We start from the raw sequence: 26,173 nt of genomic DNA, 5'->3' as shown, positions 1-26,173 counted from the left end.
CATTTTATAGTCGATTACTCGACTGTGCTTACTCACTCGTTGTTCAGTTTTCAAAGATCAATTTCTTTCGTTCACTGCCGTGTTACCGAAGCAGCGAGAAGTAATATACCACAGATCGTTTCTCAATTGCAAGCACTTTTTTTCTTGTCAATTTAAGTCGGTGTCTGTCGGAAAGTCATCTTACCATACCTCATTGCTGGAAAGCAAGTCCACTTTCATTTCGTCCGTGGTTGTTTGCTTCAGAACAACGAGGACTAATGTACCATGCCTAGAAATCAATTACAACCCCTTTGGAAAAGTTCCACTATTGCCATTCTTTCGAATTGTGCCTACAAGTAGGCAACAAAAAAAAGGATGCCTCGACAGCGCCCTCTTCGCAGTTTAATATTCCATTGTGATTATCGGTGTCCCTACCGTCAATCGCCAGAGGCCAGAAGTCGTATCTAGATGAAGCGCGATTTGGACATTCACCTTTTGACCGCCGCTTAATATAGAATCTTCGAAATCAGACGAGGCCAACGATAAACTGAAAGTTGTTGTATCTTCGTAACTCTCCACGACATATCCTTTATATGAACGAACGAGGTCCGTTAAGAATTGCTTTGGACTATTCTCCAAAATGAGGTCCTCAACCGCATTCCCTTGGATCATTACATTCCATTTGCCTTGAATACCTTGGTTATTCAGCTGCTTAGTCATTTGTTCCTGCCATTTCAGCAGTTGGTCCTGATCAGCGCTTCCCAAAGCATCTAATCGGATGACAGCGTAACAGGCTGACTGGCCCACTGGACTAGCAACCGTTAAAGTCATTACCGCGCCAGCAGCTACTTCTGATTTTACAGTGTAGATACCCTGCATATTCGAAATCTGCTCATTAGTCTTCGATCTAAAGCCCAGCTCTTGCGACAAGCTTTCGCCAGCGGCGACAACCTTGGTATTCACACCACCACATGCTCCAAAGTAAGCTGTATATTTGAAGGTAATTTGTTGATTCGTTTGCATAACTGGCTTAGCCACATTTAGTAGTAACTGTACATCTTGTTCAGCCTCTGCATCTACATGACGGACCCATCCGAAGAATAAGCCAAGTAGGAGTATACCAATCACCGTTTGTGTCCATCGCTTCGACATGAAAAAAGCACCTCTTCACTAGAATCTATGACTCTAGTAAAAAGGATGCCCGTATCTAGCAAATATTAAACCTATCCACGCGTCGATTGAAAGAATTCAATACGCTCGCCATCCAGCCCATTAAAGAAGAAATACCTAGAACCGTTCGGGAGCGTTGTAATTTCCGTATCCAGTTGCTCAATCGCCAGACCTTGGATTCTTACGAATTCAGCTTCAATATCATCTACGGTAAAAGCCAAGTGATGCACTTTACCTTCCTGAGGCAGGTTCGCATTATATCCTTCAATTAATTCAACTTCCGTTTCATTCTCAACCTCAAAGCCCAGAAAGCCTAGACGAATAACGCCATTCGTATGAATCAACGTACCTTTGTGCTTAAGTCCGATCACATTTTCATAAAATGTAATAGAAGCTTCTAAGTTTGCTACCATGACGCCTACATGCTCCAATTTCTTAACAGCCAAATGTATCACCCTCCTCATTCTAACACCCTTAATATTAGCTAAAAATAATAAAAAGGGCTAGACCGCGGATCAGGTCATGAGTAGGGTCTCCATCTCCCCGTTGAGCGAGAAGAGCGTTACCTCTTTATTCGTTGTATGCACTAAGCCTAGGTTATCAAATACTTCCTTTACCTGCACATTATTTAAATGCTTTGTTATCGTTTCAATAGCCTGAGATGAATACTCTTGGTACATGGATTCGAAAAATATCAGAACTTCTTTTTCCCCAATGACTACTTTCGTGTGCAGCATGCGCAACACCCCCGATTCAGATAGCCTTATTGTATCGCCTTGAAGCTAAGAAAGTATCAGGACTTCTTTAGGTTTATGTTAGGTTTGTAGATTTCGCCAAAATGAAAGTGTCCGTGTATAATGAAGTCGAAAGTGAAGATGGGAGGGTCAAGAATGAGGTTGTTAAAGCTGCTGCAAATCTATGAGGTGGATGGGATTACCCCCAAGCATCGGTCAGATCGATTCGATTTCGATGAGATTCAAGGGCAAACATTTCTTGAAGTGAACCCGACCGAGGTAGGATGTCCAATGACGTTATCTGGGGTTAGACAACATACACCATTCAAAACAACTCGTGTTCAAGCGATTGATCAAGACGGTCTGGATTTCCGTGTCCTGACGCGCAATACGATTTACCATTTTGAAGTTCATACAGAACGAAATGTCCAATGACACAAAAGACCTTTGACTTCTTCCTCCTGGAAGGTAATCAAAGGTCTTTTACGTTTTATTGGCTCAGCCAAACCTGCATAAGCGAGAGAAGCTGATTAACATGCAGCGGCTTACTGATATAGTCTGATGCCCCCGCCTGCAAGCAAATATCCCTATCTTGCTTCATCGCTTTGGCGGTAAGCGCAATAATCGGAACATCTGCGTATCGACTATTTTTTCTAATAAGACGCATCGCTTCATAGCCATCCATGACTGGCATCATGATATCCATGAGAATAAGCTCTATCTGATCATCTTTTGCCAATAGATCTAAGCATTCTTGTCCGTTCTGAGCGACACTCACGATGATACCCTCTTGCTCAAAAGCATTAGATAACGCGAATACGTTACGAACATCATCATCTACAACAAGCACTTTTCTATCTTTAAAATGATGGCTATAACCATTCTCCTGCTCAGCGGTTTTCTTGCTTACTTCGCGAAGGAAGTATTCATTATCGGCGTTTGTTGATGCGGCTGCCACTTCCTTGTGCACCGTATTACTCACTCCCATTAGATGCGGCAGTGATGGAACATATAAAGTAAACGTACTTCCTTTGCCCTCCTCACTCTGCATATGGATACTCCCACCTAGAAGTCGAGCAAGCTCACGACTAATCGATAAGCCAAGCCCAGTCCCTCCATACTTCCGATTGGTGGTACCATCCGCTTGCCGGAAAGGCTCGAAAATGACTTCTTGCTTGTCCTTCGGTATACCTATACCCGTATCCTTAACCGTAACAGCCATAACTTGCATATGGGTAGCCGAAGGCAAAAGCTCTGCAACTTGATCAGCGTTACACATGCGGAATTCTACTTGCACAGCACCTTGATGCGTAAATTTGAACGCGTTTGAGAGTAAGTTTTTGATAATTTGACTAAGCCTCTGTTCATCCGTATAGAAAACTGCCGGCACTCGAGCATCCATGTCGATCTCAAAAGTAAGCTTTCGCTGCTCAGCCACTTTCTCAAACTGACTTTGCAATAGTTCGGGAAGCCAATCTGTGTGCAGTTCACCTATATGAATATCCAACTTACCCGCTTCAACTTTGGACACATCCAAAACATCATTAATAAGGAGCAATAAATCATTCCCTGAAGAATGAATCACACGCGCATATTCCTGCTCATCTTGTGTTAAGGTTCGATTACTATTCTCCATCAGCATCTGAGAAAGGATCAGTATGCTGTTTAGCGGCGTTCGCAGCTCATGCGACATGTTCGCCAAGAATTCTGATTTGTACCGCGAGCTCACCTCTAATTGGATGGCGTGTTCTTCAAAGGAAACTTTCATATGTTCAAGCTCCCTTGACCTTTCATCCGCATAGCGATTTCTTTCTTCTAGTTGTTCATTGGTCATATGCAATTCTTCTTGTTGAATTTGAAGTTCCTCTGTCATGGCTTGGTACTCTCTTAGCAGACGTTCAACCTCAACACGTGTTTGTACGCTATGTACAATCGTTCCAAGCACTTCTAGAATATCATCCAATAAACTCAGTTGGAGCGATGAAAACTTATCAAACGAAGCCAGTTCCATGATGGCAATGACTTCTTGATTATGAATGATCGGAACGATGAGCACACTTTGTGCACCGGCTGATCCCAGTCCCGATTTTAAAGAGATATAAGATTCAGGCACATGGGTAAGATGTACAATTCGTTTCTCAATCACACATTGACCAAGCAAGCCCTCTCCGACTTGAAAATAAGGCTTTCCAGCCTCCGCATTCTCTCCCATCGCGGCATACGTCGCCAACCTCATCATGCAATCCTTCGATTCATGCACGTTTCTTATGTAAAAAACACCGAAAGAAGCATCAAACAATTCAGCCGCTTTGCGTATAAAAATAGTCCCTAACGCTTCCAAATTGGAAATGCCTTGCAGCATATGCACCACTTCCGTCAGCTTGCGCTGCTGCCACTCGATTTCTTCTTGACTCTCCAACAAAATATTCGTTGCATCAGCCAAATCCTTCACTTCATCATTCATCGTGACATGGATGCGCTTCGAACGATCCCGCTTCATCGAGCTCAGCTTGATGATACTCTTGGTAACCTGCTTAATGGTCCCCACAATCGATCTCGAAATAAGAAGAGCTGCAATCAATGAAAAGAGGAGCACCACACCCAACATGGCAAATAAGGAGTGGGTCAACATTTCGTTTTGAGCATCCAGATGGGCCGCTCTCTCCTTCACATACCCCATTTCCAAGCTGCGGAAGCGACTCAATTGCGAGCGAATATCTAGAATATTTTGGTGTGTAATAAAAAAGCTGAAATTAAAATAACTTTCATTCTCGAGGCCATTTCTCATTGTGGGCATGCTTCCACCCGTTTGTACAAGCCAATTCTCGATAGATTCTTTAAGCGCAAGCAGATTTCTCTCCTGCACAGGGTTATCCGTCGTTAATTCTTTCAATTGATTAAAAGAATCCCTCCACTTGGTCTGTCCGCTCGTATACGGCTCTAAATATTTGACTTCCCCCGTGAGTAAATAGCCCCTTTGCCCGTTTTCCATATCCATGACATATTTCTCTAGGAGATTCGACTCCCTATTGACGGCAAAATCATGTTCGATCACATAATTGCGGTCTCTCTGCATGGCGGCTAACTGATAATTAACAAGTACAAATGATAGGGTTAAACAGAAAATGATGAATGCATATCCAATCATAATTTTGGCACGAATACCGAATCTCATTTTCTTCATCCTGCTGCCGTCCCCTCTATTGATAAACACCTATTATCTGTATCATATACCAAATAAACGTTATCAGGGTATGCAAACTTTTTACTTTACCACTTTACCAAGTTAATGTATTATTTAGATAAAGCATTTACAAAAAAGGAGTGTTGTACATGGAAGGTCCAGGTGTTCAAAACATCAATCCCCGCAGCATTTTATCACGCATGAAACCTTATACGCCCGGCAAACCCATTTGGGAGGTTCAACGCGAATTCGGGCTCACATCGGTTACCAAATTGGCCTCCAATGAAAATCCATTAGGCCCCTCCCCTCTTGCACTCGAAGCGATTCAAGCTTACATATCTGAAATTCATCGCTACCCAGATGCAGAGACAGTCAACCTTAGAGAAGCTATTGCTGAGAAACGCGGATTTCCCCCTGATCAAGTCCTTGTTACCAATGGCGGCGACGAGCTGATTACTCTTCTCTCTGAAACTTACTTAGAACCTGGGGACGAGGTCATAGTGCCCTCTCCGACGTTCAGCGAATACGAATTCGGAGCCAACTTACTTGGAGCCAGTATAATTAACGTACCTCTTGGGGAGAACTTCCGCTACGAAGTTGAAACGATCTTAGAGGCCGTAACGGCACGTACGAAGATGCTCTATATTTGTTCGCCTAACAATCCGACGGGCACTTATATAACCAAAACAGACTTGCACCGACTTGTGAAAAGTCTCCCCTCTCACGTGCTTGTGATCTTCGATGGTGCGTACAGCCATTTCGTCACCGCTGATGATTATTGCGATGGCCTTGCCCTAGTACGAGAAGGCTATCCTGTAGTTGTCCTGCAAACTTTTTCAAAAATCTACGGATTGGCGGGTATTCGCGTGGGTTATGGCATCGCAGATGCTGGGGTTTTGCAAAAGATTCGTCAAGTGAAAGAGCCTTTCAACGTAAACACACTCGCCCAGGTTGGCGCTGCTGCTGCTATCCAGGATGATCAACACCTTGAGGCAACACGCGCTAATAATACCAAGGTGAAGGAAGAGCTTTACGCCGGGCTGAGCGATTTAGCGTTTCCTTTTACGCCAAGTATGAGTAATTTCGTACTCGTCGATTTGGGCACAGAAGCCAAAACCATCTATGATACTTTGATGCGTCGCGGGGTTATTGTTCGATATGGCGGCAGCTGGAATCTTCCGAATCATGTGCGGATTTCGATTGGGACTTCCGAGGAAAATGCCGTGCTTATCCAAGCTTTGAAGGAAATTGTCGCTGTAAAGGCGTAGATCTCGTTTATAAAAACATCCCCCTTAGCTTATGGGATCGTATTTGTTTGGGCTCTATCAACTATGGTACAATCCTATTAATTATAGTCTCATGGGGGTACATCATGCTAAAAGAATTCAAAGAATTTGCATTCAAAGGGAACATGCTCGACCTCGCAGTCGGGGTTATTATCGGAGGGGCTTTCGGTAAAGTCATTACGTCCATTGTCAATGATTTGGTCATGCCACTTGTTGGTCTGCTCATTGGTAAAGTGAATTTCAATGATTTGTATGTTGCCTTGGATGGGAAACATTACGAAACATTTGCTGATGCTGCCAAGAGCACCGCCGTCTTTAGATACGGACAATTCCTATCAACTTTCTTAGATTTCTTAATTGTCGCATTCGTCATTTTCATGGTTGTTCGTCAAATCGGCAAGTTCCGCAAGAAGGAAACACCGAAGGAAAAAGCCGTTACAACCAAAGATTGCCCGCATTGCTTATCTGAAATTCCCGCGCAAGCATCACGTTGTAAATTCTGTACTTCGGAGCTTTCGTCCGGTGGTACAGTTAGCGGCAGCATTCAATAGATCGGTATAGCAAAGAGCCCGTGTCGGATTACGACACGGGCTCTTTGCTGCGTAGATCAGCGATCTCACCTTGTTCGAATGCGTTGGCTTGCAGCAGGCGCAGCAGCTGCTTAGCCGCATCTTCGCGTGAGCTCAGCTCACCCTGCTCTTTGAGCTGGACGAACCGGCTCACCTGCGGGAAGTCCTTTTCGGAGGCAGCGCGAATCTCCCGCTGCATCTCGGTGTCCACCACGCCCGGTGCGACGGAACAGATTAGCACCGGGTAAGGCTCTTGCAGCTGCTCGATGCTGACGCAGCGCGTCAGCATGTCCAGCCCGGCTTTGGCGGTGCAATACGCCCCCCAGCCGGGGTAGGGCTTGCGCCCCGCGCCCGAGGAGATGCCGACGACCCGCTTCATGATCGGCCACGCCTGCGTGAGCCGGATGAAGCTGTTCGTCAGCACCGCGGGTGCGACGAGATTGACCTTCAGGCTGCGCTGCAGGTCGTCAGGGGCTGCTCGGCCGATCGACGTCATCGGCTCGAGCGTGCCCGCGTTGTTGATGAGCGTGATGGAGGCCACGCCATCCAGCCCCGAGAGGATTCGCTCGATGAGCGAATCTAAGCCTTCCGTTTGCGCCAAGTCGTAAGCGTGGAAGGTCAGCTGACCTCCCACGCGCAGCGCCTCTTGGCGCAAGGTCTCGTTCTCGCTGCGGGAAATATAGTGAACCGCAGCACCTTGTCCCAGCAGCTGCCAGATGATGGCAGCGCCCAGGCCTTTGGAACCGCCAGTTATGAGATAAGTATCCATAGATGCCTTCCATTCTTTTTGAGATTAGCGATACGCGCAGACGTTCCGTTAACTACCCACGTATCTCCACTATTGAGCCAACGTAACTTGAACTGACTTATAATGCGTGAAATCCCCTTTACCGACAAACACAGCAAAAGGCTGAATACCCTGAGGTCTCTCCACGCCAAGCGTCGTAGTAGCTGTACCCAAGACACTGCCTTTTTCGTCATAAAAGGTAACAACGATCGGCGCGTTTGCAGGTAATTCATTCTCGACTACACTGCCTAAAAGACCTCTAACAATGGTGTATTCCCCGCTGCGCAGCACATCAACGAGACCAAAACTGACCTTATGGGAAGCATCTTGTATGAACGCTGGCACTGAATACCCCGGCATACGTGTAGGTGAAGGCGTTTTACTTTCTAGGGTGACCATCGTATAACCCGAAATATCCGTCCCACTCTTTGTTTCAAACGAGATGATTTGCTCCGTCAGTGTTGGAATTTGATTAACCACATAAGGGACTTTCTCCAGCAACTCTCCCTTATCGTTCCAGAATGCCAGGTTACCTGCTGCATCTATTCGCGCTGAATTGCCCCCTGGGTTCATGGACTGATAGGCACTAAGTAATTTGTAATCCCAGGCATCGTGGCCAATAAAGAGTTGTCCCTTAATAATGGAGTGGGCCCCCTCCTTCTCAACCGCTATATGCCCTGCACGCATGCCAGGATTATTAATATCCCTAATGGTAAAGCCGTCATCCACCACAATGGTTTGTGAAGCCTCGTCGTAAACTACTGTGTTCCCCGTATTTTCTGCTATAAAGCGCACAGGAACATAGACATGTCCCTCATAGTTCAATGTTTGGTAACCTTCGGTGCTTTTCTCTTCACCATTAATGATGAACTTCGCTGGAAAAAGATAAGTCTGCACCATATCCGAAGCATACACACCCGTAGCCGCAGTCAATCCAATCCCGCAGGCTAGGCCCAAAATAAACTTTCTCATTTCAACACTCCCAATCTTTATGTTAACTCACAGACTTCCATTCTGCCAAAAGCTCATTAAACTGACTCCCCAACTTCCGCTTATTGATCGTGATGTTGAGCACATCGATTTTCCCTCTAACAAAAAGATCGAACTGATTGACTTTACCATCGACCACATAGTAATGCAGAATATCCTCTTTGGGGATAAATTCATCATGTACTTTAATCCCCTTATCACCGATATAAACACGATCCAGCATGACTGCAAGTAGTATAAGAATAGCTAGCAAAACAAACTTAAACTTACTCTCTTGCGTAATAATAAATGGCATGAAAAAGAGATTCAACAGCGTTATCCCTATTTTCTTATAATTACTAAATCCAACGAACATAACGGTTCCAAGGAGCTTTTTGGCTTTACTAGATTTGTAAGATTTCACTAGCATATAGATAACATACGCAAGCACAATCAAATATGAGACCTTCACATCGCTCGCCTCCTGCCGCAAAAATTTGAGAAGTTTCCCTTATATTAACATAGCATACACCTTCTTGAGCATAAAAAAATCTGCTGCTCATCGCAACAGATCCCATCCAATGTCCATCTAATTATATACACCCAAACTGCTAAGCTCAGCTTCCATCTCTTGTCTGAACAGCACTTTATCTTGTTCTTCCATAAAGGCGGCTTCCACACCGTTCATGATCAACTTCACTAGTTCTGGTGTTGTAAAAGCGAATCGATCGGCAATCGCGCGATACTCTTTCGTAATGTTCGTACCAGACACGCTAGGATTATCCGTATTGATCGTTATAATCAGTCCTTGATCCAAGTATTCACGGATCGGGTAAGCCTCCCACGAAGCCACAGCTTTCGTTTGGATATTGGAGATCGGGCACATTTCTAGCGGGATACGGCGATCTTTGATCATTCCTAGAATCTCCGCATTCTCACGAAGTCTTACTCCATGCCCAATGCGCGTAGCCCCCAAATGTGTAACCGCATTGTAAACGTTAACTGCGCCTGCCGCTTCACCTGCATGTATAGTGACAGGAATGCCTAATGAATGCGATCTAGCAAACACTTCTCGGAAAAATTCAGGAGGATAATTCGCCTCATCCCCCGCTAAATCAACGGCAACGACCCCCTTGCCTAAGAATTTGGCCGCTGCTTCAATAACTTCCAAATTATCTGCACAAGTGTGATTTCGCATACAAATGGCAATTACACCGAATCTCGTTCCGAACTCGCGCCCTGCGCGCTTCAACCCTTGCGTCACGTAGTGAAACGTGTCTTCGAGCGTTAGCCCCATGTTGCGATGCAATTGTGGAGCAAAACGAACCTCCACATACCGACAGTTGTGCTCCACGGATTGTTCAACCACTTCATAAGCAACACGCTCTAAGGCTGCGCCCGTTTGTAAGAAGCGTGTTGTGAAATCGAATTTACCTAAGTATTCAATCAAACTTCCACAAGTGTCCGTCACTCGCATATGTGGGATTAGTCCATCCGTATCGTAAACAGGGAGTGATATACCTTGTTCGAGAGCGAGTTCCAAAATCGTCTCGGGCTTCACACTGCCATCCAAGTGTAAATGAAGATCCACCTTTGGTAATCTAGCTAACAAATCTTGTGTTCGCATGTGAGCCATCTCCCATCTCTCCCTTTGTCTCTCCATGGCGCTAGTGCGCTTGAGAAGAATTTTTATTACTTTAAACGAATGTAAGTGTTATGTCAATATATATAACAATAATTCGTTTTATTTAGATTTATTTAGTATATGCGTTATGTTATCTAACATTTACAGTCGAGCAGCAATAAATAAAAAAATCCACAACAGGCTATGAAGCCCATTGTGGATCTCTATCTCTGACCTCTTAGGAAGTCCTCGTTCGAACTAATAAATACAGGAAGTATGGCGCCCCAATAACAGCGGCCACAATGCCCGTCGGAACCTCGGTTGGTTGAAACATCCCCCGCGCTAGCGTATCCGCGACGATTAGTATCAACCCACCAGTAAGCGCTGAGGCTGGAAGCAAGTATTGATGCTTAGGTCCAACTAGCCTTCTAGCTAGATGGGGACCTATCAATCCTACGAAACCAATCCCGCCTCCGACAGCGACACAAGCACCTGCAAGCGCAACAGCTGCAGCAAGCAATCCAATCCGTTCCCGTTCCATCCTTATCCCCAATCCGATGGACGTCATCTCCCCTAGATTCAACACATTCAACACATTCGCTTTGAACATGACATAAGGAATGAGGATGATAATCCATGGTAATAAAGCGAGAACGAACTTCCAATTCGTCCCCCAAATACTACCCGCTAACCACACCTGTACAAACTGAAAATCGGTTGGATCCAAGCGAATGGATAGGACCATCATTAGAGCAGCAATACCCGCAGAAACCGCGATTCCCACAAGGAGAAGACGAGATGACGAGATGCCTTTGCCTTTGACATAGGAGAGGGTATAGATGAGCAGAGCGGCCAAACCCGCACCCAGCATTGCAATCATCGGCATGAAGAACAATGGACCTGCTGCATTATTCTTATAAAAGGAGACGACGAGAATAATCGCAAGCCCTGCCCCCGCATTAATACCCAGTATCCCTGGGTCCGCTAGCATATTTCGCGATATCCCTTGTAGGATGGCTCCAGAAACCGCTAGGCCCGCTCCAACCATGATCGAAATCACGATACGCGGAAGTCGAAAATCGAAGAGGATAAGTTCCTGCTTCGCAGTCCCGCCACCGAAGATTGTTCGCAACACATCAAGCGGACTCAAACGAATCACACCTGTATTCATGCTTATAATAAAAACGATAATAATGAGTACGCTTAAAATCGATAGGACCGTGATGGCTTTTGACAATCTCGGTTTCTTCGTACTTTCCTGCTTCAAGGTTGTCATACTTAGTCCCTCCCCTTTTTACGTGCTAGATAGAGGAAGAAAGGTACACCAATCAGCGCAATAATCGCACCTATTGGCGTCTCAAAAGGAGGGTTCACCATACGAGCTCCGATATCAGCAGCCACGACTAACAAAGCGCCTAATACGGCTGACGTCGGGATAATCCAACGATAATCAACACCTACGAGATAGCGAACAACATGTGGAATAATAAGGCCAATGAATCCAATTGCTCCTACTGCTGCCACAGACGCACCAGCAAGGACCAGAACTAGCACGAATGCGGCTAGCTTAACGTATCCTATCCGTAATCCGAGGCCTATGGCAACATCTTCCCCCATGCTTAACAGCGTAATCCAGGGTGAGACGAGAAGCGCCCCTAGTAAAGCAACGACAATCCATGGTGCCATGATATCAACTTGTAACCACTTCGTACCTGCAATCCCTCCTGCAAACCAAAAAGCGAGATCCTGTCCAATATGATAGGAGATCGCAATCCCTTCACTGAGTGCCAGCAATAAAGCACTAACAGCTGACCCCGCCAGGACGATTCGAACCGGCGTTACGCCTCCCTTAGCCAACGCGCTAACACCATATACCAGCGCGGTCCCTACCGCTGCACCTAAAAAGGAAAATAAAATGACATAGTGAAACGGCAGCTTCGGAAAAAAGGCAAAACACAGGGCAAGCATAAAGCCTGCACCTGCGTTAATACCAAGAATACCCGGGTCCGATAATGGATTGCGTGTTACACCTTGCATAATCGCACCTGCTACAGCAAAAGCAGACCCAACCAGGGCTCCAGCGATTGCTCGAGGAAGTCTAAGTTGTTGGATAATCAAATGTTGTGTATTATCCGCATTAAAATGGAAGATCGCTCGCCATACTTCACCGAAAGTGATATCAGCTGCACCTACTGAAATGGAGGTGATTAAACTGATCACTAGCAAGGCTAATCCACCTATCATAATGACTGTCGCAGCAAGAGGACGCGATTTCAATGAGGGTTTAGCTGAGGGAACTTGGCTTTTTGACCCCGTCATACAATAGCCCCCAATTTACTTAATGACTTTAACCATATCGTCCATTACGCGCTCGCCAGCGATTACGCCGTTGTACAACCAGCTGCTTGTCTTGTCCATTTCAAACACTTTACCTGATTTCACAGCAGGAACGTTCTTCCAAAGCGGGTCTTCCAGGTTCCCTGCTTGACCTTTATCGCTGTTAACCAAGAAAATGTAGTCGGCATCTAATTGAGCAAGCTTTTCTAGTGAAATTGGCACCCAATTCGCTTTAGCATCCGGTAGTACAGCCAAAATATTAGGCAGTTTCAAACCAAGATCGCCGTAAGCAACCGCGCCGCTGGCAACTTTACCGTTAACGACATAAAAGTTTTTATTCGTTACCCATAGAATGGCAACCTTTTTATCACCAAGTATTGGAGCAAGTTTTGCTTTTGTATCTGTTACTTTTTGATCATATTTTTTTAGAGCAGCGTTCGCCGCATCTGTTTTATTTAGAATTTCGCCCATTTTCAAAAGCGTCTTACGGAAGTCCGCCGTTACTTCGCTGCCAAGAACGAATGTCGGTACAACTTTGGAGTATTGTTCATATAGACCTTTTTCAACCGCTGACTCACTGCCCACGATCATGAAATCTGGGGTAACTTTCAAGATGGATTCCACAGGAAGATTGGAAGGAATCGTAGGAACACCAGCTAGCTGTGTTTGCAAATAATCTTGTACGGTTGTTTCTTTAACAGACCATTGAACAATCGGTTTAACACCAAGTGCTAGAAGCGGATCCTCTAAGTAGGATGCGATAACTGCTTTCGGGTTGGCTGGAACCTTAACATCGTGACCCATGCCATCTTTAATAACTTTATCAACAGCTGGAGCCGGTGTTGCTGTCGCCGCTGCCGTAGCTGCTGGAGCAGTTGAAGTTGCTGGTGTTGTTGTGCTTGCTGCATCTTTATTACTTCCACAAGCCGTTACAAGTAGTGCTGCCATACACACGGAAAGCACAGTGAATGAAACTTTAGTTGTTTTGGTTTGGTTAAAACGAAGCACGGGAAACCCTCCTGATTATCTCTTAACTATGATATTGATTCTCACCTCATAATAATGAAAATGATTCTCAATGTCAATATATCAGAGGCTCCTGTAGATATGTTCTAATTTTCTGCTAATTTCTTATGTATGACCTTTAATGCCTCTCTGACGCTTAGCGGTGATAACTCCGTGCTTGCAACGAAAGATTCTACGGCTACGGCATCGGTTTTGGAATACTCGCGCAGCGCCCAGCCTATCGCTTTGCGGATGAAGAACTCCTTCGAGTCCGCCATTACCCTGATGCAATGAAATAGCAACGGGACATCCGTCTTCTTTTTATACTTCAACTGAAAAAGAATAGCCGTTCGCTGCAGCCACATGTTATTGGAAGCTAACCATCTCTCTACATAACTTGGAATTAAGTCTGGGAATCGCTGCAGATGATAACCGATCAAGTGATCAGCAATCGTGTCAACGGAATCCCACCAGGAATTCGTCACGACAAATTGTTCCAGCACTTGAATATGCTCGGCAGGGACGGTTTTTCTCACTTGGATAAGCATTAACAAAGCCGTGTAGTGAAACTCGCGCTCGGGCAATCGCCACAGTTCCTGTGCGACGCGAACAGCCTCCTCCCCTTTCGGAAAACCATGTTCCTTGGTGAATTGCTTAGTCAACGCAACACGTTCCGGATTACGAATGCCTAGAAAAGGAAAGTGATTCTTCATATAAGCTTCCATGCTCGGGGCATTTTCCGCGTTCGCATGGGTTCTTAGCCGTTTTTCAAGTTCATTCATATATGTTGATGTCATCGTAAAAGAACCTCCTTTTAGCTAATTCCTATGCGCTTATTGTAGCAATTCGCTAGCAATTCGGGTATGCTATTAGCAGAATTTTAATAGAGAAGACGAATAGGATCGGTGAGAAACATGACGTATAAATTAGTTGCTGCTGACTTAGATGATACGCTGCTGCGTGATGATTTGACGATTTCCCAAGAGACGGTTGAGACTATGCATCAAGCTGTTGCCAAAGGGGTCTTGGTCACCATCGCCACGGGAAGAAGCTTCCCTTCCGCTGCCAAAATTGCCAATCGTATTGGACTCAATGTACCCATTATTACGTATCAAGGGGCTTTGATCAAAAATTTATTAGACGAAAAAGTGCTCTATGAGCGCACAGTTCCTGTAGAGAGCGCCCGCTTCCTGCTCGATTATTGCGAGAAAAACAACTACCATCTTCAGCTTTACCATGGGGACGAGCTTTATGCAGCGGAAGATAACGATAAGATTAAAAACTATGTAAGCTTGTCCAAAACGCCTTATATCATTGGGGATTTGCGCCAGTGGATTGATATTCCGCAGCCTAAAATGCTGATTGTGGATAAACCTGAAGTTTGCGATCAAATTCGTGAAGAGCTTCTCCCTCTGCTCGGTGATCAATTGCATATTACGAAGTCCAAGCCTCACTATCTGGAGTTCATGCATAAGGAAGGTACCAAAGGGCATGCGATCACGTTCCTTGCTGAGCACATCGGTTGTTCTTTAGATGAAGTCATTGCCCTCGGCGATGCCTGGAACGATCGGGAAATGCTTGAAGTCGCGGGCCTTGGCGTTGCGATGGAGAATGCCCTGCCTGAGCTTAAAGCGTTGGCGAACTTCGTGACGAAGAGCAATAATGAGGATGGCGTAAGGCATGTGCTGGAGAAGTTTGTTCTGGCGGAGTAAGTGATGGAACGTGCTAAAGAGGAGCTACGCGTTTGTGCGCGTAGCTCCTTTGTTGTTTGCTTCGCTGGAACTGACCGATAAATTCGATTTTGCCGAACTAAATTTAGGTTTTCCCTCGATAGCCAGCCGATAGTCCGATTCTGCCGAACTATTTGTCTGTTTTCGTTGCGTGCTGCCTAGTTTAGGTGATTTAGTTAGGCTAGTTCCGACTATTTGAGATTTATCAGAGTAGAGACTGAAAATAGTTCGGTAAATTCGAATTAAAAAGACCTCCAGCAATATCCTGGAGGTCCCTTTCACCATCTATAATTCCATCGTCATAAATGAACTTAGCGGATCATTCGTGTAATTCGCGAACGGCCCGCAATAGGTGAATCCAAAATTTTCATATAACTTTCTTGCAGGTTCGAATGCTTCCATTGAGCCTGTTTCCAAGCTAATTCGCGTATAGCCGCGACGCTTTGCTTCATTAATAATGTGGGCCAGAATTTGCTTAGCGACTCCTTTTCTGTGATGTGCGGATGAAGTTCGCATTGATTTTAACTCACCATGCTGATGATCTAGCTCTTTAAGCGCTCCGCATCCAACTAATTCCCCTTGCTCCCATCCACTCCAAAATGTCACATCTGGTTTTCTTAATCCATCCACATTCAGCGCGTGTGTACTCTCAGGTGGGGATAAGGATTGCATATGTAGAAGATGCTCCATAATGAGCGCTCTTACTTCAGGACCAGATAAATCATCTACTTTTATCTCCACTTTCGCCACTCCTCTATCACTAATTTTTATTAGCTAGAATACAACATGACAACGGTCAATTCAACCTTTATTGGCGTACCTCACAACGTGGAGCGTAAGTTTCGTGCACAATGACAATGCATCTAAGGGTACTGGACAGTATGGTTGCTGGTGTGAGAACATGAGTTAAAAGCATTTTTGTAAGCGCTATCTATTCATTCGAACCAACTACATTCTATATTTCAAAAAGGAGCGTGAATCCTATGTTCGACGGAGCCTTACTCCAAGATAAAGTGGTTCTCATTACAGGCGGCGGCACGGGGCTCGGCCGTGCGATGGGCGAAAAGTTTTTATCGCTCGGTGCGAAGCTGGCTATTACGAGTCGACGGGAAGACGTGTTAGCCCAGACAGCGGCTGAACTGCGAGTGCATGGCGGGGATGTCTTCTACCATCCCTGCGATGTGCGTGATCCGCAGCAGGTCGATGCGATGATCACGGCTGTGGAGCAGCACTTCGGTCACATCGATGTGCTGGTGAACAATGCGGCGGGCAACTTTGCCAGCCCGACCGAGCACTTATCACCGCGAGCGGTCGATGCGGTGCTGAACATTGTGCTCCACGGGACGTTCTACACCACGTTGGAGCTGGGTAAGCGGTGGATCGAGCAAGGCGTAGGAGGTACGATGCTGAACATCGTCACCTCCTACGCCTCCACGGGATCCGCCTTTGTTGTGCCGTCAGCCGCAGCGAAGGCCGGCGTGCTTGCCCTCACCCGCTCACTCGCCGTCGAGTGGGCGCGGTATGGGATCCGGCAAGTCGCGATCGCGCCGGGTCTGTTCCCGACCGACGGCGCGTGGAGCCGATTGGCTCCCACGCCCGAGCTGTCGCAGAAGCTCCTGAACCGTGTCCCGCTGGGACGGGTCGGGGAAAAAGATGAGCTGGCGAACCTCGCCGCTTATCTGATTTCGGACTTCGCCGGGTATATTAACGGCGAAGTGATTACGATTGACGGCGGCGAGTGGCTGCAAGGCGCCGGGCAGTTCAACGACCTGCTCGAGGTGACCGATGAGCAGTGGGTTTCGATTGCGGAGATGTCCCGCAAGGGGAAATCGTAGCGCTAAATAGACCTGCCCAGTTGCTTCAACTGGGCAGATCTATTTTAAACTTACACGAATTTACTGGGAGCAACTTGATAATGCTTCTTGAATGCCTTCGAGAACGTGTAGGGGTCAGGGTACCCCAGCAGGGAGGCAATTTGCTGCATGGAATAACGCTGACTATACACCAAATCTCTAGCCCGATTCATTCTTAATTGGAACATATATTGACCCGGCGTCACACCTAAGGCTTGCTTAAAATAACGGATAAAATACTTCTCCGACATGCCTGCTACCTCAGCCAGCTCCGGAATACGAATAGGATGATGAAGATTCTCTTGAATATAACGAATGGTTGATTGTAATTCAAACAGATTGCCGGCAGAAGATTGCCTAGTGGAATCGGAGCCGAAGGCTCCTGTGTAGAGCTCGGCCCCGTAGCATTCCAAGATTCTGGCGATCAGAATCATTAAACAGCCCTTTAATCGCATGCCTGACATACCGACCGCTTGCTGGTTCTCTTCGAAGATTTTCCGCAATCCATCCGCTTCCATTTCAACAAGTCTGCCGGGCACTATCCCGCACAATGGAAACGACGCCAGAATCCACTGCTGCTCCCCCAAACCGAAATCGAAATGAAGATAAATAAAGCGGCATGAATGACTGCCGTTCGTCGCTGTATACGCAATTCCTGGATAAAATAACACCAAATCACCGGCAGTCGCCTTATGCAGGGTTGCCCCAACTTGAATCTCAACCTGTCCTTCTTGGATCAGCCAAAGATCATAATTATGATGGGACTTGCTCTCGACTAAGCCTGGGGCATGGAGAACTGTATTATAAGAAGTAATGCGAAGCGAGACGTGCTCGGACAAATCATTGAACAGATCGGTGCTGTTCATCCGCGATCTCCTCCTTACTTTTTGACGAGGCGTATCTATAGCTATTAATTTCCTCAATATTTAATGACTTTAATATCTTACTATTTGACATCAATAAGGAACTATCCTGCATTTCCTCTCAGGCTCATTCCCTTATAATTAAGGCATACCCTGACATGGAGGAGAATATCATGCCTAATTCGCAGATTCAGAAACCTAAAGTTGTCGTCATTGGAGCAGGAAGCTTGTTTTTTGGACGCCAGTCCATTTGGCAAATGGTGCATTCCGAGTACTTGAACAAAGGAACGTTGGCTTTGGTGGATACGGATGAGAAACGACTGAACAAAATGGTGACGCTCGCTAAAATGGTCGCTGCCGAGAACAACGTGGAACTGACGATTGAAGGCTCTACCGACCGCAAAGACGTGCTGCCGGGTGCAGACTTCGTCGTGCTTAGCTTCGCAGATGATACCGTCAAGTATCGCGGGATCGATTGTGCGGTATCGGAAAAATACGGCATCCGCATGTGTTCTGGCGATACGATCGGTCCGGGCGGCATTTTCCGCGCGATGCGTGAACTGCCGGTCATTATGGACTGCGCTCGCGACATCGAGCGTTTATGCCCTGACGCTTGGGTTATTAACTACATTAACCCTTCGACCGTTCACGGCATGGCTTTGAGCCGCTATGCGCCCAAACTGAAGAGCTTTGCGTTGTGCGATGGCCATCATATGCCGGGGAAAAAGATTAATTATGCTTGGCGGGCGGGAATTATCGCGGATCCAAGTGAGTACACGGCAGACATCGACAGCCGATTCGATCTGCGGATCGCGGGCGTCAACCATTTTACCTGGATGCTTCAGGCTACTTATGACGGTGTTGATGTGATGCCTCGCATTGCGGCCTCCCTGAAAAAAGCGGCGGAAACAGAGACGGCCGGCGGGGATACCGGCGCCAAAGCGAAAGACAATGATGCCATCAGCTATCAATTGTATGATATTTACGGCTATGTGCCGACATGTACCCCGCACACGAAGGAATACCTGCGCTTCTATCAGGGACTCGGCCGTACGCCGGATGCCATCTCTCCCCTTTCCATTTGGGAAACCGAAGCGCGTTATATTCGTCATGAGGCCATGTGGGAGCAAGTTGACGATTTCATCGAAGGCAGACTGCCTATTACATCGTATATGGACACTTTCGGCCCTGACCATGCTACGGACATTATTGAGAATATGGTTGGCGGGTTAGGCAAGCCTTTCTATATCAACACCTACAATCAAGGGGCCGTTCCTAATATGAATGATGACGCTTTCTTAGAGCTCTTGTGTGAGGTCTCTATGGACGGTGTCAAGCCATTCCCTGTCGGGGATATGCCTCGCGGGCTTCGCGGTATGCAAGAGCTCGTCTTGGATACGCATGAACTGACAGCGCAAGCCGTTGTTGAAAGCAGTCGAGAATTGCTGAGACGGGCTATGCTAACTGATCCGTTGGTGAATTCCATCGCGGACGCCGATCTCATTATTGAAGAGCTGTTAGAGCTGGAGCGAGATGTCATTCCAACAAATTGGTATGCACCGGTTAGTTCCCACTAGCCATCATTAAAAAAGAGAGTGCCCCACGGTATTCCGTGAGTGAGCACTCTCTTTCGTTATTTGCAGTAGACGCGCATCTCATAAACTCTAGCGCTGACATCGCCATTCGTGGCGAGCACCTCAAGCTTCACTGCCGATGCCGTAACCGTATCGAAATTAGCCGTCCTTTTGCGATGGTAGTTCTCCTTCTCTTCATACACGCACTTCCACTCGCCATGGACAAGCACCCATACTCGCCAATCCTTCACGCACTCAGGCGCTTTCCAGAAAGCAGGCATATACGCGTAGCTCTGATTTAAACTGGTATCAAAAGTAACAATGACCTGGTTGAATGTCTGCTCTTGCTCCCACTTCAACGCCACATGTTGCGGAAGCTCGCTCGCTCGATCCGATATCCATAGTCCCGGCATCGCAATTGGTCTAGCCATTCCGCTCACTACTTGATCGCCCCCATACGGAGCAGGACAAGGGTGTACGTTCACAGCAAACGAAAAACGTTTTCGTTTGATCTCATTCCAACGCTCATAAGGTGGGATGATCAGCTCACTCTCTTGAAACGACGGATAGTGCTTATTCTCAGGTTGCGGTCCGCCCTCACATTTAACATAGTACTGAGCTAATGTCCCGGTTGCTTGCTCAGCCGACTTGGCCCATGCGATATGCTCATGGCTCTCTAGAGCAATGCGGTGCGGTTTGCCCGCTGCTACTGGAAGATTTAATTCCGTACAGATCCACCCTTTATGCAGCGGAGGAATGAAGAGTTCCCCAGTTCCAACAGGAACCCCCTCCCCTTTATCCCATATGCGCTCCAATTGGTAAACAGACACCTTCAACGAAACTGCATCTTCTGATTGATTACTCAAATAAAATTCGACAGTGTCGATACGGTCAGAGGTGATCGGAAGAACCTGAGCCCACGTTGAGTCAAGCGGAACCAGCGCATTCTCATCAGGCTCGTTCAGATACATGGCCTGCTCGCTCGAAGCTGACGCTGTCGCCTCTCTAGCCAAATCGTATTTGTCCTCGTTCTTCAGGCCAATAATTGGCACATCATCACGCAGTAGTTGTTGTTGAATCGCTTGAATATGTCCATGCTCGGGGTGGGCAGCTTCTCTTGGTGAGATTTGATGGCGAATTGCGTATCCTGCTGCTGTGCCCACTGCCTGACCGATATTCGCCAAAATCACTTGATTGCGAACAGAACCTAGCGCTACTCGGCTCACACTGATGTTGCGTCCTGCCATCCATAGATTGGCGATGGAACGGCTGTATAACGAGCGCAGCGGAATGGAATAAGGCGCAACCAACGTATAATCCTTGTAGTTCGCATCCGCATTGGAAAGCTCTGGCGGTTCCGCTCGATTTAGGAGACCTCCATTAATATGAATATCCACAAACATACCAGATGTGCTTACACGATCTGGCCAACATGGATCCTCGTAAATATGACGCTCGGATACGATCACATCGCCTTCCAGACGTCTGCTCTCTCTTTTCCCAGGATACATACCAATCCAATCAATCGAATAGGTGGACAGGGTTTCCTGATACTTGCTTCGGTTCTTAAGGAAATCCCAGTATCCGAGCACATATCGCAGCAATTCGTGCTTCATTGCACCAAAATCATCGACCTGATGAAATGGATTGGCAAGTTCCATCCACCAAAAACCGGCTAAGCGATCATGTTTAATGTGATTAATATCTCGATATATGCCTACATCTTCAGCGGACTCATACCGGTGTGCCCAATCAGGTGCGGTAAACGGTACATCCCTGCCGGCATTGCGAGCATAGAAGGTGATACTGCTTCCCATGGTGTGATTGTCTGCTTCCACCGGCGCAAGCAGCTCTCCAAATTCACTTCTTGCCTCTCTCCCGTAACGATAAGGAGCTCCCGCCAAAAAGCCAATCTCAGCATCCCCCGTGCAATCGGCGAACTGACGAGCTGTAAATTTAAAAGCTTTCCCGCTTCCAAGCTGTGTCGCGTAAATCGCTTTCAGCTCGGAACTAACGCCTTCCGCTTCTGGATCTACTTCTACGCCGTTTACTTGTGTATCCAAATAAGCCGTCAAATTCGGTTCCTTTAAGATGGCTTGGTACAAATTCAAGTCATACAGCGTGTTAATCGCGCCATCTCCGAATTTTTCATGATTGGTTGCCCGATCCTCAAGCAGAATCTCACCTATAATCCCGCTCTCCATCGTCCATGAATTGAAATCGACACTCCCAACAGGAACGATTCGAATTTCACTAGAGGAATTGCCTCCGAAAGCAGGTCGATTCTGTATGATGGCTGTACGAAGTCCTCCTCTTGCTGCGGAGATCGCACAGCACACCCCTGCCAAACCGCCACCCGCAACGATGAAGTCGTATTCGTGATGCTCTAACATTCCTCTTTTAATTCGTTCATCCATGTTCTCCCTGCCTCCACCTACATATTTCATTCGTTACCGTTTGTCAAAACTAATACCCGTAAACTTCAATTTCATTGATTCTAGCGTCCTCATACGTTAAATAATCACAACCGTCGGTGATGTCCACTTTAAGTTTTGTCGTCGTTATTGGCGCAAAGCTAAAGTCATTATATTGACCGTTGTAGACATCTATCGCATTATCAACGACGGTAGCAAGTACCTGCCAGGCACTGCCATTCCAGTATTGAATGGTGAAGTCGCGAATTTGCGTACCCCCGACCGTTACGGAACCACTCCAAAGCTTCACATTATTAATGGTTTTGGCAGTCGGCCAATCCATCTGGAAGGCGTGGGTTCCAGCCGTATTCGCTGAAATCCAGCGACTAGTGTTATCGTTTTTGATACCGTCTACCGCTTTCGTTTTGGCATAGCTGACATTGGACGAATCTACGGTTAACGTTGCAGTCGGAGCTATATTGGTAGATGTCGGAGGTAGAACTGTTGTGAGCCCCGACTCGATCTCAATTCGGCTTATTTTCTTATAAGGTTGACTGGTACCTTGCTCCGCTATTTTCAAATATTTCGTGCCTGTAGGCAGAGCGGATGAGGTGTATACGACCTTAGGTTTGTTATAGCTGCCTGAATAAGAGGTGATGACTGGCGTAAAGCTCGTGTAGGTTGCCCCATCTGGCGAAGTCAGCACACTTAAATCAGCCGTGTTATACGAATACGTCTCAATTCGGAAAGAGCTTATTGCCTCCTGTGTCGTGTATACGATCTCTCCAGGATTGGCATCATTTCGATAGAGGACAGCTAAATCATTTCCGACTTCTTTGTTGGAGTAGCTTTTGCCAATAACCATGTTGGAAGTAAGCGCACTCATTTTTGATGTATCAAATAAGTTATCTACCAGCCATCTCGAACTTGCCACGACTGGCCCAACAACATTGGAATAGCCCGAAGTGCCGGAGGCATTCTTTGCCTTGACTCTGTAGTAATAGGATTCTCCCGGGGAAGTCGTCGTATCAGAGAGCAGTGACCGATTCACGATCACATTATCCATGAAATCCGCAGCAATGACTGTCCAAGGTCCACTGCTACTAGTAGCCCTTTCCACATCGTAGGCACTCGCATTCGTCGATCCTCTCCATGAAATGTGACCTGTATCAGGGATAGGTAGAAGTACAGGCGCTAACGGAACGGCAATGGCTGGTCGTGTTAATCCTTGAATTTCATAGGCATGATCCGCCAGAGCCGTAACCAGATCCTTCTCTGTTGCGATTTCTGAAATTCCACTTGCATTGGTAAATCCTGGACAGTGAAGATCTTCATAGGACGCGTGATGATAGAATCCGCCTTCCCGCGCATGAAACCGCAGAGCCCACCAACTTGCACTGCTAGTCCCCCCGCTGATCATTTCATCTAAGAAGCTTAACAGCGTGCTCGTAGGCATGGTCATCGCAATTTCTCCCACATTCAGCACCTTTTGATCTTTTGTATAGTTCCGCATAGCTGTTAATGATTGTACCGCATTCATACCTGATAAACTGCTATAAGTGTGATAGGATAGCACATCAATATTTGCATTATTCATAACGGTATACCGATTATAAAACGTAGCAGGCGAATTTCTACCGTCAATGAATAGATGGTTCGCATCGATGCCCTTCACATAATTGGCTAGATCAGACACCCATGTATCTAATACGCCATCATTGCTGGCACTCAATTCATTACCGGACTCCCACGCAAAGATCGCTTTGTCATTTTTATATTGCTCTCCTGTGTAGCTGTTTGTTCTATTCAGGATTTGCGAAATCATATTTTTAAACTTTACATTTGTGGTATTTCCTGGTGTAAAGAAGTTCGATCCATAATCACTATACCCCCCAACATAGGTCCAGTTATCCGTAAATCCGATCGACACACGCACTCCCTCTTGATTGCAATATTGAAGTAATCGATCAAACGCCTTCATCGCATCTTCATTTAAAGCGACAGGTGAGCTAGGACTCGCACTATTCGTAGTAATCATGCGAACTGCATTGTATGTCGGACTAGAACTCATCGCAAAAACGCGAAATACTCTGCCGCCCATTGCCTTTACCGTTCTCACTGCATCCAATAGCTCATCATCCGATGGGATTCGAAAACGTTCTGAATCATTTCCCATTGGCGAATAAATGTTAATTAATAGCGCATCTGGAATATTCACTGAGATATAGCGGAAATCGGGTTCAGCTGCGTCCTGAACGTTATTGCCATTCGAATCCTCATACAGTTTATCGATGTTTCTTTTTACAAAACCATTGACGGCTGCATGGGCTGTAGATTCTGGGAGCAGAGACATTGGGTTAACAGCAGCGATCAATGCGAATACAACGAATAAGGCAACCATTCTTTGACCCAGCGATTTCCACATTTGCATGATGGCATAACCTCACTTTCTACATTATGAATGGGATAAAAACAAGGAGACAAAGCGTGCCTTATCTCCTTGTACATGTGTCTGCCTTATTTGATCAATCCCTGACTTTTAAATGCTTTACTTGCTTCATCCACATATTTTTGCAATTGGTACGTTGTGTTTAGTGTTTTAAGGAACGAATCAAATTCAGCTAAAGGACGTTTGCCAAACATGAATTTAATCATTTCCTCATTCTCATAGCGATCCTTATCGGACTTATTCACCCCTTCAGGGATGGCCGAGAAGTTATTGAACACTTTGATATAAGGTTGTTTCACAGCCTGGTCGATATACTCTTTTTGCTTAGGAAACTTGGTGTACAGATACGGAAGTTCGTCTCTGCCTGTTAGTTGCAATTGGTACGTCGTACCCAGCTTTGACATCTCAGGAAGCGGCGTAATGGTCGTACCTGATTTGGTATAATGAACGCCTTCGTTACCAAACATCACTAAGTTTTGTCCCTCACCAGCGCCAGTTATATAATCCAAATAAGCTAAGGCACGATCCAATTTCTCTGGCGTTTTTTCTAACGATTTTGGCAAAGCGACACGCCAATCGGCAGCACTGTCGTCAAACGCGCCCATAAACTTGCCGCCAGGGCCTACAGGAGGTTCAATGGCGATGAATTTTGCATTGGGATTCGTTTCTGTAATCAATTTGATGTGCTCATCCTTGAACATATCAGACCAGTTCGCATAGATCATACCCACTTGGCCCTTTTGTGCTTTCGTTGGTGCGGCAGTTCCTTTATTCGTTAGCAAATCTGGATCAATGGCACCTTTTGCAAATAAATCTGAGATGTACGTCAGGGCTTGCTTCATTTCTGGTTGTGTGGTGGAGTACATCGCCTTGTTATCTTTCACGATTAGATTTCCAATCGATAACGATGCATTGAAATAGCCATAGCTAGTTCCAAATGCACCAAAGATTGGCGCGAACGCATCTAACCCATATCCTGTTAGACCATAGGTATCCTGCTTCCCATTTCCGTCTGGATCTTTGTCATGGAAGGCATTAATCGTCGCTGCTAGCTCCTCAATCGTTTTCGGTACAGGCATCTTTAATTTATCCAGCCAATCTTGGCGAATCATGAGAGCCCGATAAGGAACCGTGGCACGTTTGGGAAGTGTCATCTGCTTGCCATCGACTTTCCCTTTGGCTAAATCAATTTCCGTGTAGGCCTTTTTGACATTTGGCATTTTATCTACATATTTCGTCAGGTCTAGAATAGCGCCTTGCTTCGTAAACTGCAGCATTTGATCATTAGAGACGGTGAAAACATCCGGTGCATTATTCGATGCAACTCTTACGTTGATCTGATTAACATATTCGTTATTGCTGCCTGGGGCAATGGCATTATAGTCAAAGTTAATGTTCAACTTTTTGCCGATTTCCCCTTGAAGCGCCTTGTCATCCTCGCTTAATCCAGGTCCCGATACGAGTACGCTCAGTTTAACAGGCGTAGTTGATTTCTCTGGCGCTTTCTCAGGTGCACTTGACGTGATAGGACTGCTCGGAGCGCCTTCTGTTTTCGTACCTTCACTTTTGGAAGCGCATCCGCTCAGCACCAGGCTTAGAGATAGACATGCCGCAGCACCTAATTTCAACGTTTTCTTCATACGAAC

The 26,173-nt window shown here is 46.3% G+C and carries 23 protein-coding genes; 6 read left to right on the top strand and 17 right to left on the bottom strand.

Annotation, left to right across the window (positions count from 1 at the left end):
* Positions 1–381 precede the first annotated feature (381 nt).
* From AC58QT_RS32735 to AC58QT_RS32725, 3 genes are all read right to left on the bottom strand, one after another.
* Positions 382–1,131 carry a YwmB family TATA-box binding protein gene (locus tag AC58QT_RS32735; protein ID WP_497412639.1) on the bottom strand — a complete coding sequence of 250 codons (750 nt, stop codon included), beginning with the start codon at positions 1,129–1,131 and terminating at the stop codon, positions 382–384.
* A 71-nt stretch (positions 1,132–1,202) separates the two neighbouring features.
* Positions 1,203–1,595 (bottom strand): VOC family protein, encoded by a 393-nt coding sequence (locus AC58QT_RS32730; RefSeq protein ID WP_497412638.1) that lies wholly within the window; start codon positions 1,593–1,595, stop codon positions 1,203–1,205.
* A 69-nt stretch (positions 1,596–1,664) separates the two neighbouring features.
* Positions 1,665–1,886: a hypothetical protein gene (locus AC58QT_RS32725; protein ID WP_497412637.1), complete on the bottom strand. Its 222-nt coding sequence runs from the start codon at positions 1,884–1,886 to the stop codon at positions 1,665–1,667.
* Between the two features lie 153 nt (positions 1,887–2,039).
* Between AC58QT_RS32725 and AC58QT_RS32720 the strand changes: the two genes are divergently transcribed.
* Entirely contained in the window at positions 2,040–2,318 is a 279-nt protein-coding gene (locus AC58QT_RS32720; RefSeq protein ID WP_310502606.1) for a hypothetical protein, read from the top strand.
* 55 nt (positions 2,319–2,373) lie between these two features.
* Here the strand turns inward: AC58QT_RS32720 and AC58QT_RS32715 are convergent, their stop codons facing one another.
* Positions 2,374–5,067 (bottom strand): ATP-binding protein, encoded by a 2,694-nt coding sequence (locus AC58QT_RS32715; RefSeq protein ID WP_497412636.1) that lies wholly within the window; start codon positions 5,065–5,067, stop codon positions 2,374–2,376.
* Positions 5,068–5,216: 149 nt separating this feature from the next.
* On the opposite strand from AC58QT_RS32715, the gene hisC reads away from it, so the two are divergent.
* Together hisC and mscL are read left to right on the top strand one after the other, a co-directional pair.
* The gene (gene hisC / locus AC58QT_RS32710; protein WP_497412635.1) at positions 5,217–6,335 is read left to right on the top strand and encodes a histidinol-phosphate transaminase; all 1,119 of its coding nucleotides are present in this window, start codon (positions 5,217–5,219) and stop codon (positions 6,333–6,335) included.
* Between the two features lie 104 nt (positions 6,336–6,439).
* Positions 6,440–6,904: a large conductance mechanosensitive channel protein MscL gene (mscL, locus tag AC58QT_RS32705; protein ID WP_497412634.1), complete on the top strand. Its 465-nt coding sequence runs from the start codon at positions 6,440–6,442 to the stop codon at positions 6,902–6,904.
* A 28-nt stretch (positions 6,905–6,932) separates the two neighbouring features.
* Here the strand turns inward: mscL and AC58QT_RS32700 are convergent, their stop codons facing one another.
* From AC58QT_RS32700 to AC58QT_RS32665, 8 genes are all read right to left on the bottom strand, one after another.
* On the bottom strand, positions 6,933–7,691 hold the full coding sequence (locus AC58QT_RS32700) for a (S)-benzoin forming benzil reductase (protein WP_497412633.1): 759 nt from the start codon (positions 7,689–7,691) through the stop codon (positions 6,933–6,935).
* Positions 7,692–7,760: 69 nt separating this feature from the next.
* Complete coding sequence (locus AC58QT_RS32695; RefSeq protein WP_497412632.1) at positions 7,761–8,681, bottom strand: stalk domain-containing protein; 921 nt, start codon at positions 8,679–8,681, stop codon at positions 7,761–7,763.
* A gap of 22 nt (positions 8,682–8,703) precedes the next feature.
* Positions 8,704–9,150 (bottom strand): hypothetical protein, encoded by a 447-nt coding sequence (locus tag AC58QT_RS32690; protein ID WP_497412631.1) that lies wholly within the window; start codon positions 9,148–9,150, stop codon positions 8,704–8,706.
* 117 nt (positions 9,151–9,267) lie between these two features.
* Entirely contained in the window at positions 9,268–10,305 is a 1,038-nt protein-coding gene (gene add / locus AC58QT_RS32685) for an adenosine deaminase (RefSeq protein ID WP_497412630.1), read from the bottom strand.
* A gap of 235 nt (positions 10,306–10,540) precedes the next feature.
* Positions 10,541–11,578 carry a FecCD family ABC transporter permease gene (locus tag AC58QT_RS32680; protein ID WP_497412629.1) on the bottom strand — a complete coding sequence of 346 codons (1,038 nt, stop codon included), beginning with the start codon at positions 11,576–11,578 and terminating at the stop codon, positions 10,541–10,543.
* A gap of 2 nt (positions 11,579–11,580) precedes the next feature.
* Positions 11,581–12,621: a FecCD family ABC transporter permease gene (locus AC58QT_RS32675; protein ID WP_497412628.1), complete on the bottom strand. Its 1,041-nt coding sequence runs from the start codon at positions 12,619–12,621 to the stop codon at positions 11,581–11,583.
* Positions 12,622–12,636: 15 nt separating this feature from the next.
* Complete coding sequence (locus AC58QT_RS32670) at positions 12,637–13,647, bottom strand: ABC transporter substrate-binding protein (RefSeq protein WP_497412627.1); 1,011 nt, start codon at positions 13,645–13,647, stop codon at positions 12,637–12,639.
* A gap of 104 nt (positions 13,648–13,751) precedes the next feature.
* On the bottom strand, positions 13,752–14,441 hold the full coding sequence (locus tag AC58QT_RS32665) for a DNA alkylation repair protein (RefSeq protein WP_497412626.1): 690 nt from the start codon (positions 14,439–14,441) through the stop codon (positions 13,752–13,754).
* Positions 14,442–14,558: 117 nt separating this feature from the next.
* Here AC58QT_RS32665 and AC58QT_RS32660 point away from each other — a divergent pair, with 117 nt between their 5' ends.
* A complete protein-coding gene (locus AC58QT_RS32660) occupies positions 14,559–15,356 on the top strand; it encodes a Cof-type HAD-IIB family hydrolase (RefSeq protein WP_497412625.1) in 798 nt (265 codons plus the stop codon).
* Positions 15,357–15,659: 303 nt separating this feature from the next.
* On the opposite strand, the gene AC58QT_RS32655 is transcribed toward AC58QT_RS32660, so the two are convergent.
* Positions 15,660–16,115, bottom strand: coding sequence for a GNAT family N-acetyltransferase (locus AC58QT_RS32655; protein ID WP_497412624.1), 456 nt, complete (start codon positions 16,113–16,115; stop codon positions 15,660–15,662).
* Positions 16,116–16,357: 242 nt separating this feature from the next.
* Between AC58QT_RS32655 and AC58QT_RS32650 the strand changes: the two genes are divergently transcribed.
* Positions 16,358–17,209 carry an SDR family oxidoreductase gene (locus AC58QT_RS32650; RefSeq protein ID WP_310502593.1) on the top strand — a complete coding sequence of 284 codons (852 nt, stop codon included), beginning with the start codon at positions 16,358–16,360 and terminating at the stop codon, positions 17,207–17,209.
* Between the two features lie 50 nt (positions 17,210–17,259).
* Here AC58QT_RS32650 and AC58QT_RS32645 read toward each other — a convergent pair whose 3' ends face one another.
* On the bottom strand, positions 17,260–18,093 hold the full coding sequence (locus AC58QT_RS32645) for a helix-turn-helix domain-containing protein (RefSeq protein WP_497412623.1): 834 nt from the start codon (positions 18,091–18,093) through the stop codon (positions 17,260–17,262).
* 170 nt (positions 18,094–18,263) lie between these two features.
* Here AC58QT_RS32645 and AC58QT_RS32640 point away from each other — a divergent pair, with 170 nt between their 5' ends.
* Positions 18,264–19,667: a family 4 glycosyl hydrolase gene (locus AC58QT_RS32640; RefSeq protein WP_497412622.1), complete on the top strand. Its 1,404-nt coding sequence runs from the start codon at positions 18,264–18,266 to the stop codon at positions 19,665–19,667.
* Between the two features lie 56 nt (positions 19,668–19,723).
* Here AC58QT_RS32640 and AC58QT_RS32635 read toward each other — a convergent pair whose 3' ends face one another.
* From AC58QT_RS32635 to AC58QT_RS32625, 3 genes are all read right to left on the bottom strand, one after another.
* Positions 19,724–22,081 carry an FAD-dependent oxidoreductase gene (locus AC58QT_RS32635; RefSeq protein WP_497412621.1) on the bottom strand — a complete coding sequence of 786 codons (2,358 nt, stop codon included), beginning with the start codon at positions 22,079–22,081 and terminating at the stop codon, positions 19,724–19,726.
* A 49-nt stretch (positions 22,082–22,130) separates the two neighbouring features.
* On the bottom strand, positions 22,131–24,509 hold the full coding sequence (locus tag AC58QT_RS32630; protein WP_497412620.1) for a DUF7402 domain-containing protein: 2,379 nt from the start codon (positions 24,507–24,509) through the stop codon (positions 22,131–22,133).
* Positions 24,510–24,595: 86 nt separating this feature from the next.
* Entirely contained in the window at positions 24,596–26,167 is a 1,572-nt protein-coding gene (locus tag AC58QT_RS32625) for an extracellular solute-binding protein (protein WP_497412619.1), read from the bottom strand.
* Positions 26,168–26,173 lie beyond the last annotated feature (6 nt).

The organism is Paenibacillus sp. J31R109 (genome assembly GCF_059692055.1).
The sequence above is the reverse complement of the archived record's forward strand: the minus strand, read 5'-3'. Positions and strand labels throughout refer to the sequence as shown.

Excerpts from the sequence above, each read along its gene's own strand:
- AC58QT_RS32735 (WP_497412639.1), bottom strand. The coding sequence starts at position 1,131 with ATGTCGAAGCGATGGACACAAACGGTGATTGGTATACTCCTACTTGGC.
- AC58QT_RS32725 (WP_497412637.1), bottom strand. The coding sequence starts at position 1,886 with ATGCTGCACACGAAAGTAGTCATTGGGGAAAAAGAAGTTCTGATATTT.
- AC58QT_RS32720 (WP_310502606.1), top strand. The coding sequence starts at position 2,040 with ATGAGGTTGTTAAAGCTGCTGCAAATCTATGAGGTGGATGGGATTACC.
- AC58QT_RS32715 (WP_497412636.1), bottom strand. The coding sequence starts at position 5,067 with ATGAAGAAAATGAGATTCGGTATTCGTGCCAAAATTATGATTGGATAT.
- hisC (WP_497412635.1), top strand. The coding sequence starts at position 5,217 with ATGGAAGGTCCAGGTGTTCAAAACATCAATCCCCGCAGCATTTTATCA.
- mscL (WP_497412634.1), top strand. The coding sequence starts at position 6,440 with ATGCTAAAAGAATTCAAAGAATTTGCATTCAAAGGGAACATGCTCGAC.
- AC58QT_RS32700 (WP_497412633.1), bottom strand. The coding sequence starts at position 7,691 with ATGGATACTTATCTCATAACTGGCGGTTCCAAAGGCCTGGGCGCTGCC.
- AC58QT_RS32695 (WP_497412632.1), bottom strand. The coding sequence starts at position 8,681 with ATGAGAAAGTTTATTTTGGGCCTAGCCTGCGGGATTGGATTGACTGCG.
- add (WP_497412630.1), bottom strand. The coding sequence starts at position 10,305 with ATGCGAACACAAGATTTGTTAGCTAGATTACCAAAGGTGGATCTTCAT.
- AC58QT_RS32680 (WP_497412629.1), bottom strand. The coding sequence starts at position 11,578 with ATGACAACCTTGAAGCAGGAAAGTACGAAGAAACCGAGATTGTCAAAA.
- AC58QT_RS32675 (WP_497412628.1), bottom strand. The coding sequence starts at position 12,621 with ATGACGGGGTCAAAAAGCCAAGTTCCCTCAGCTAAACCCTCATTGAAA.
- AC58QT_RS32665 (WP_497412626.1), bottom strand. The coding sequence starts at position 14,441 with ATGACATCAACATATATGAATGAACTTGAAAAACGGCTAAGAACCCAT.
- AC58QT_RS32660 (WP_497412625.1), top strand. The coding sequence starts at position 14,559 with ATGACGTATAAATTAGTTGCTGCTGACTTAGATGATACGCTGCTGCGT.
- AC58QT_RS32650 (WP_310502593.1), top strand. The coding sequence starts at position 16,358 with ATGTTCGACGGAGCCTTACTCCAAGATAAAGTGGTTCTCATTACAGGC.
- AC58QT_RS32645 (WP_497412623.1), bottom strand. The coding sequence starts at position 18,093 with ATGAACAGCACCGATCTGTTCAATGATTTGTCCGAGCACGTCTCGCTT.
- AC58QT_RS32640 (WP_497412622.1), top strand. The coding sequence starts at position 18,264 with ATGCCTAATTCGCAGATTCAGAAACCTAAAGTTGTCGTCATTGGAGCA.
- AC58QT_RS32635 (WP_497412621.1), bottom strand. The coding sequence starts at position 22,081 with ATGGATGAACGAATTAAAAGAGGAATGTTAGAGCATCACGAATACGAC.
- AC58QT_RS32630 (WP_497412620.1), bottom strand. The coding sequence starts at position 24,509 with ATGCAAATGTGGAAATCGCTGGGTCAAAGAATGGTTGCCTTATTCGTT.
- AC58QT_RS32625 (WP_497412619.1), bottom strand. The coding sequence starts at position 26,167 with ATGAAGAAAACGTTGAAATTAGGTGCTGCGGCATGTCTATCTCTAAGC.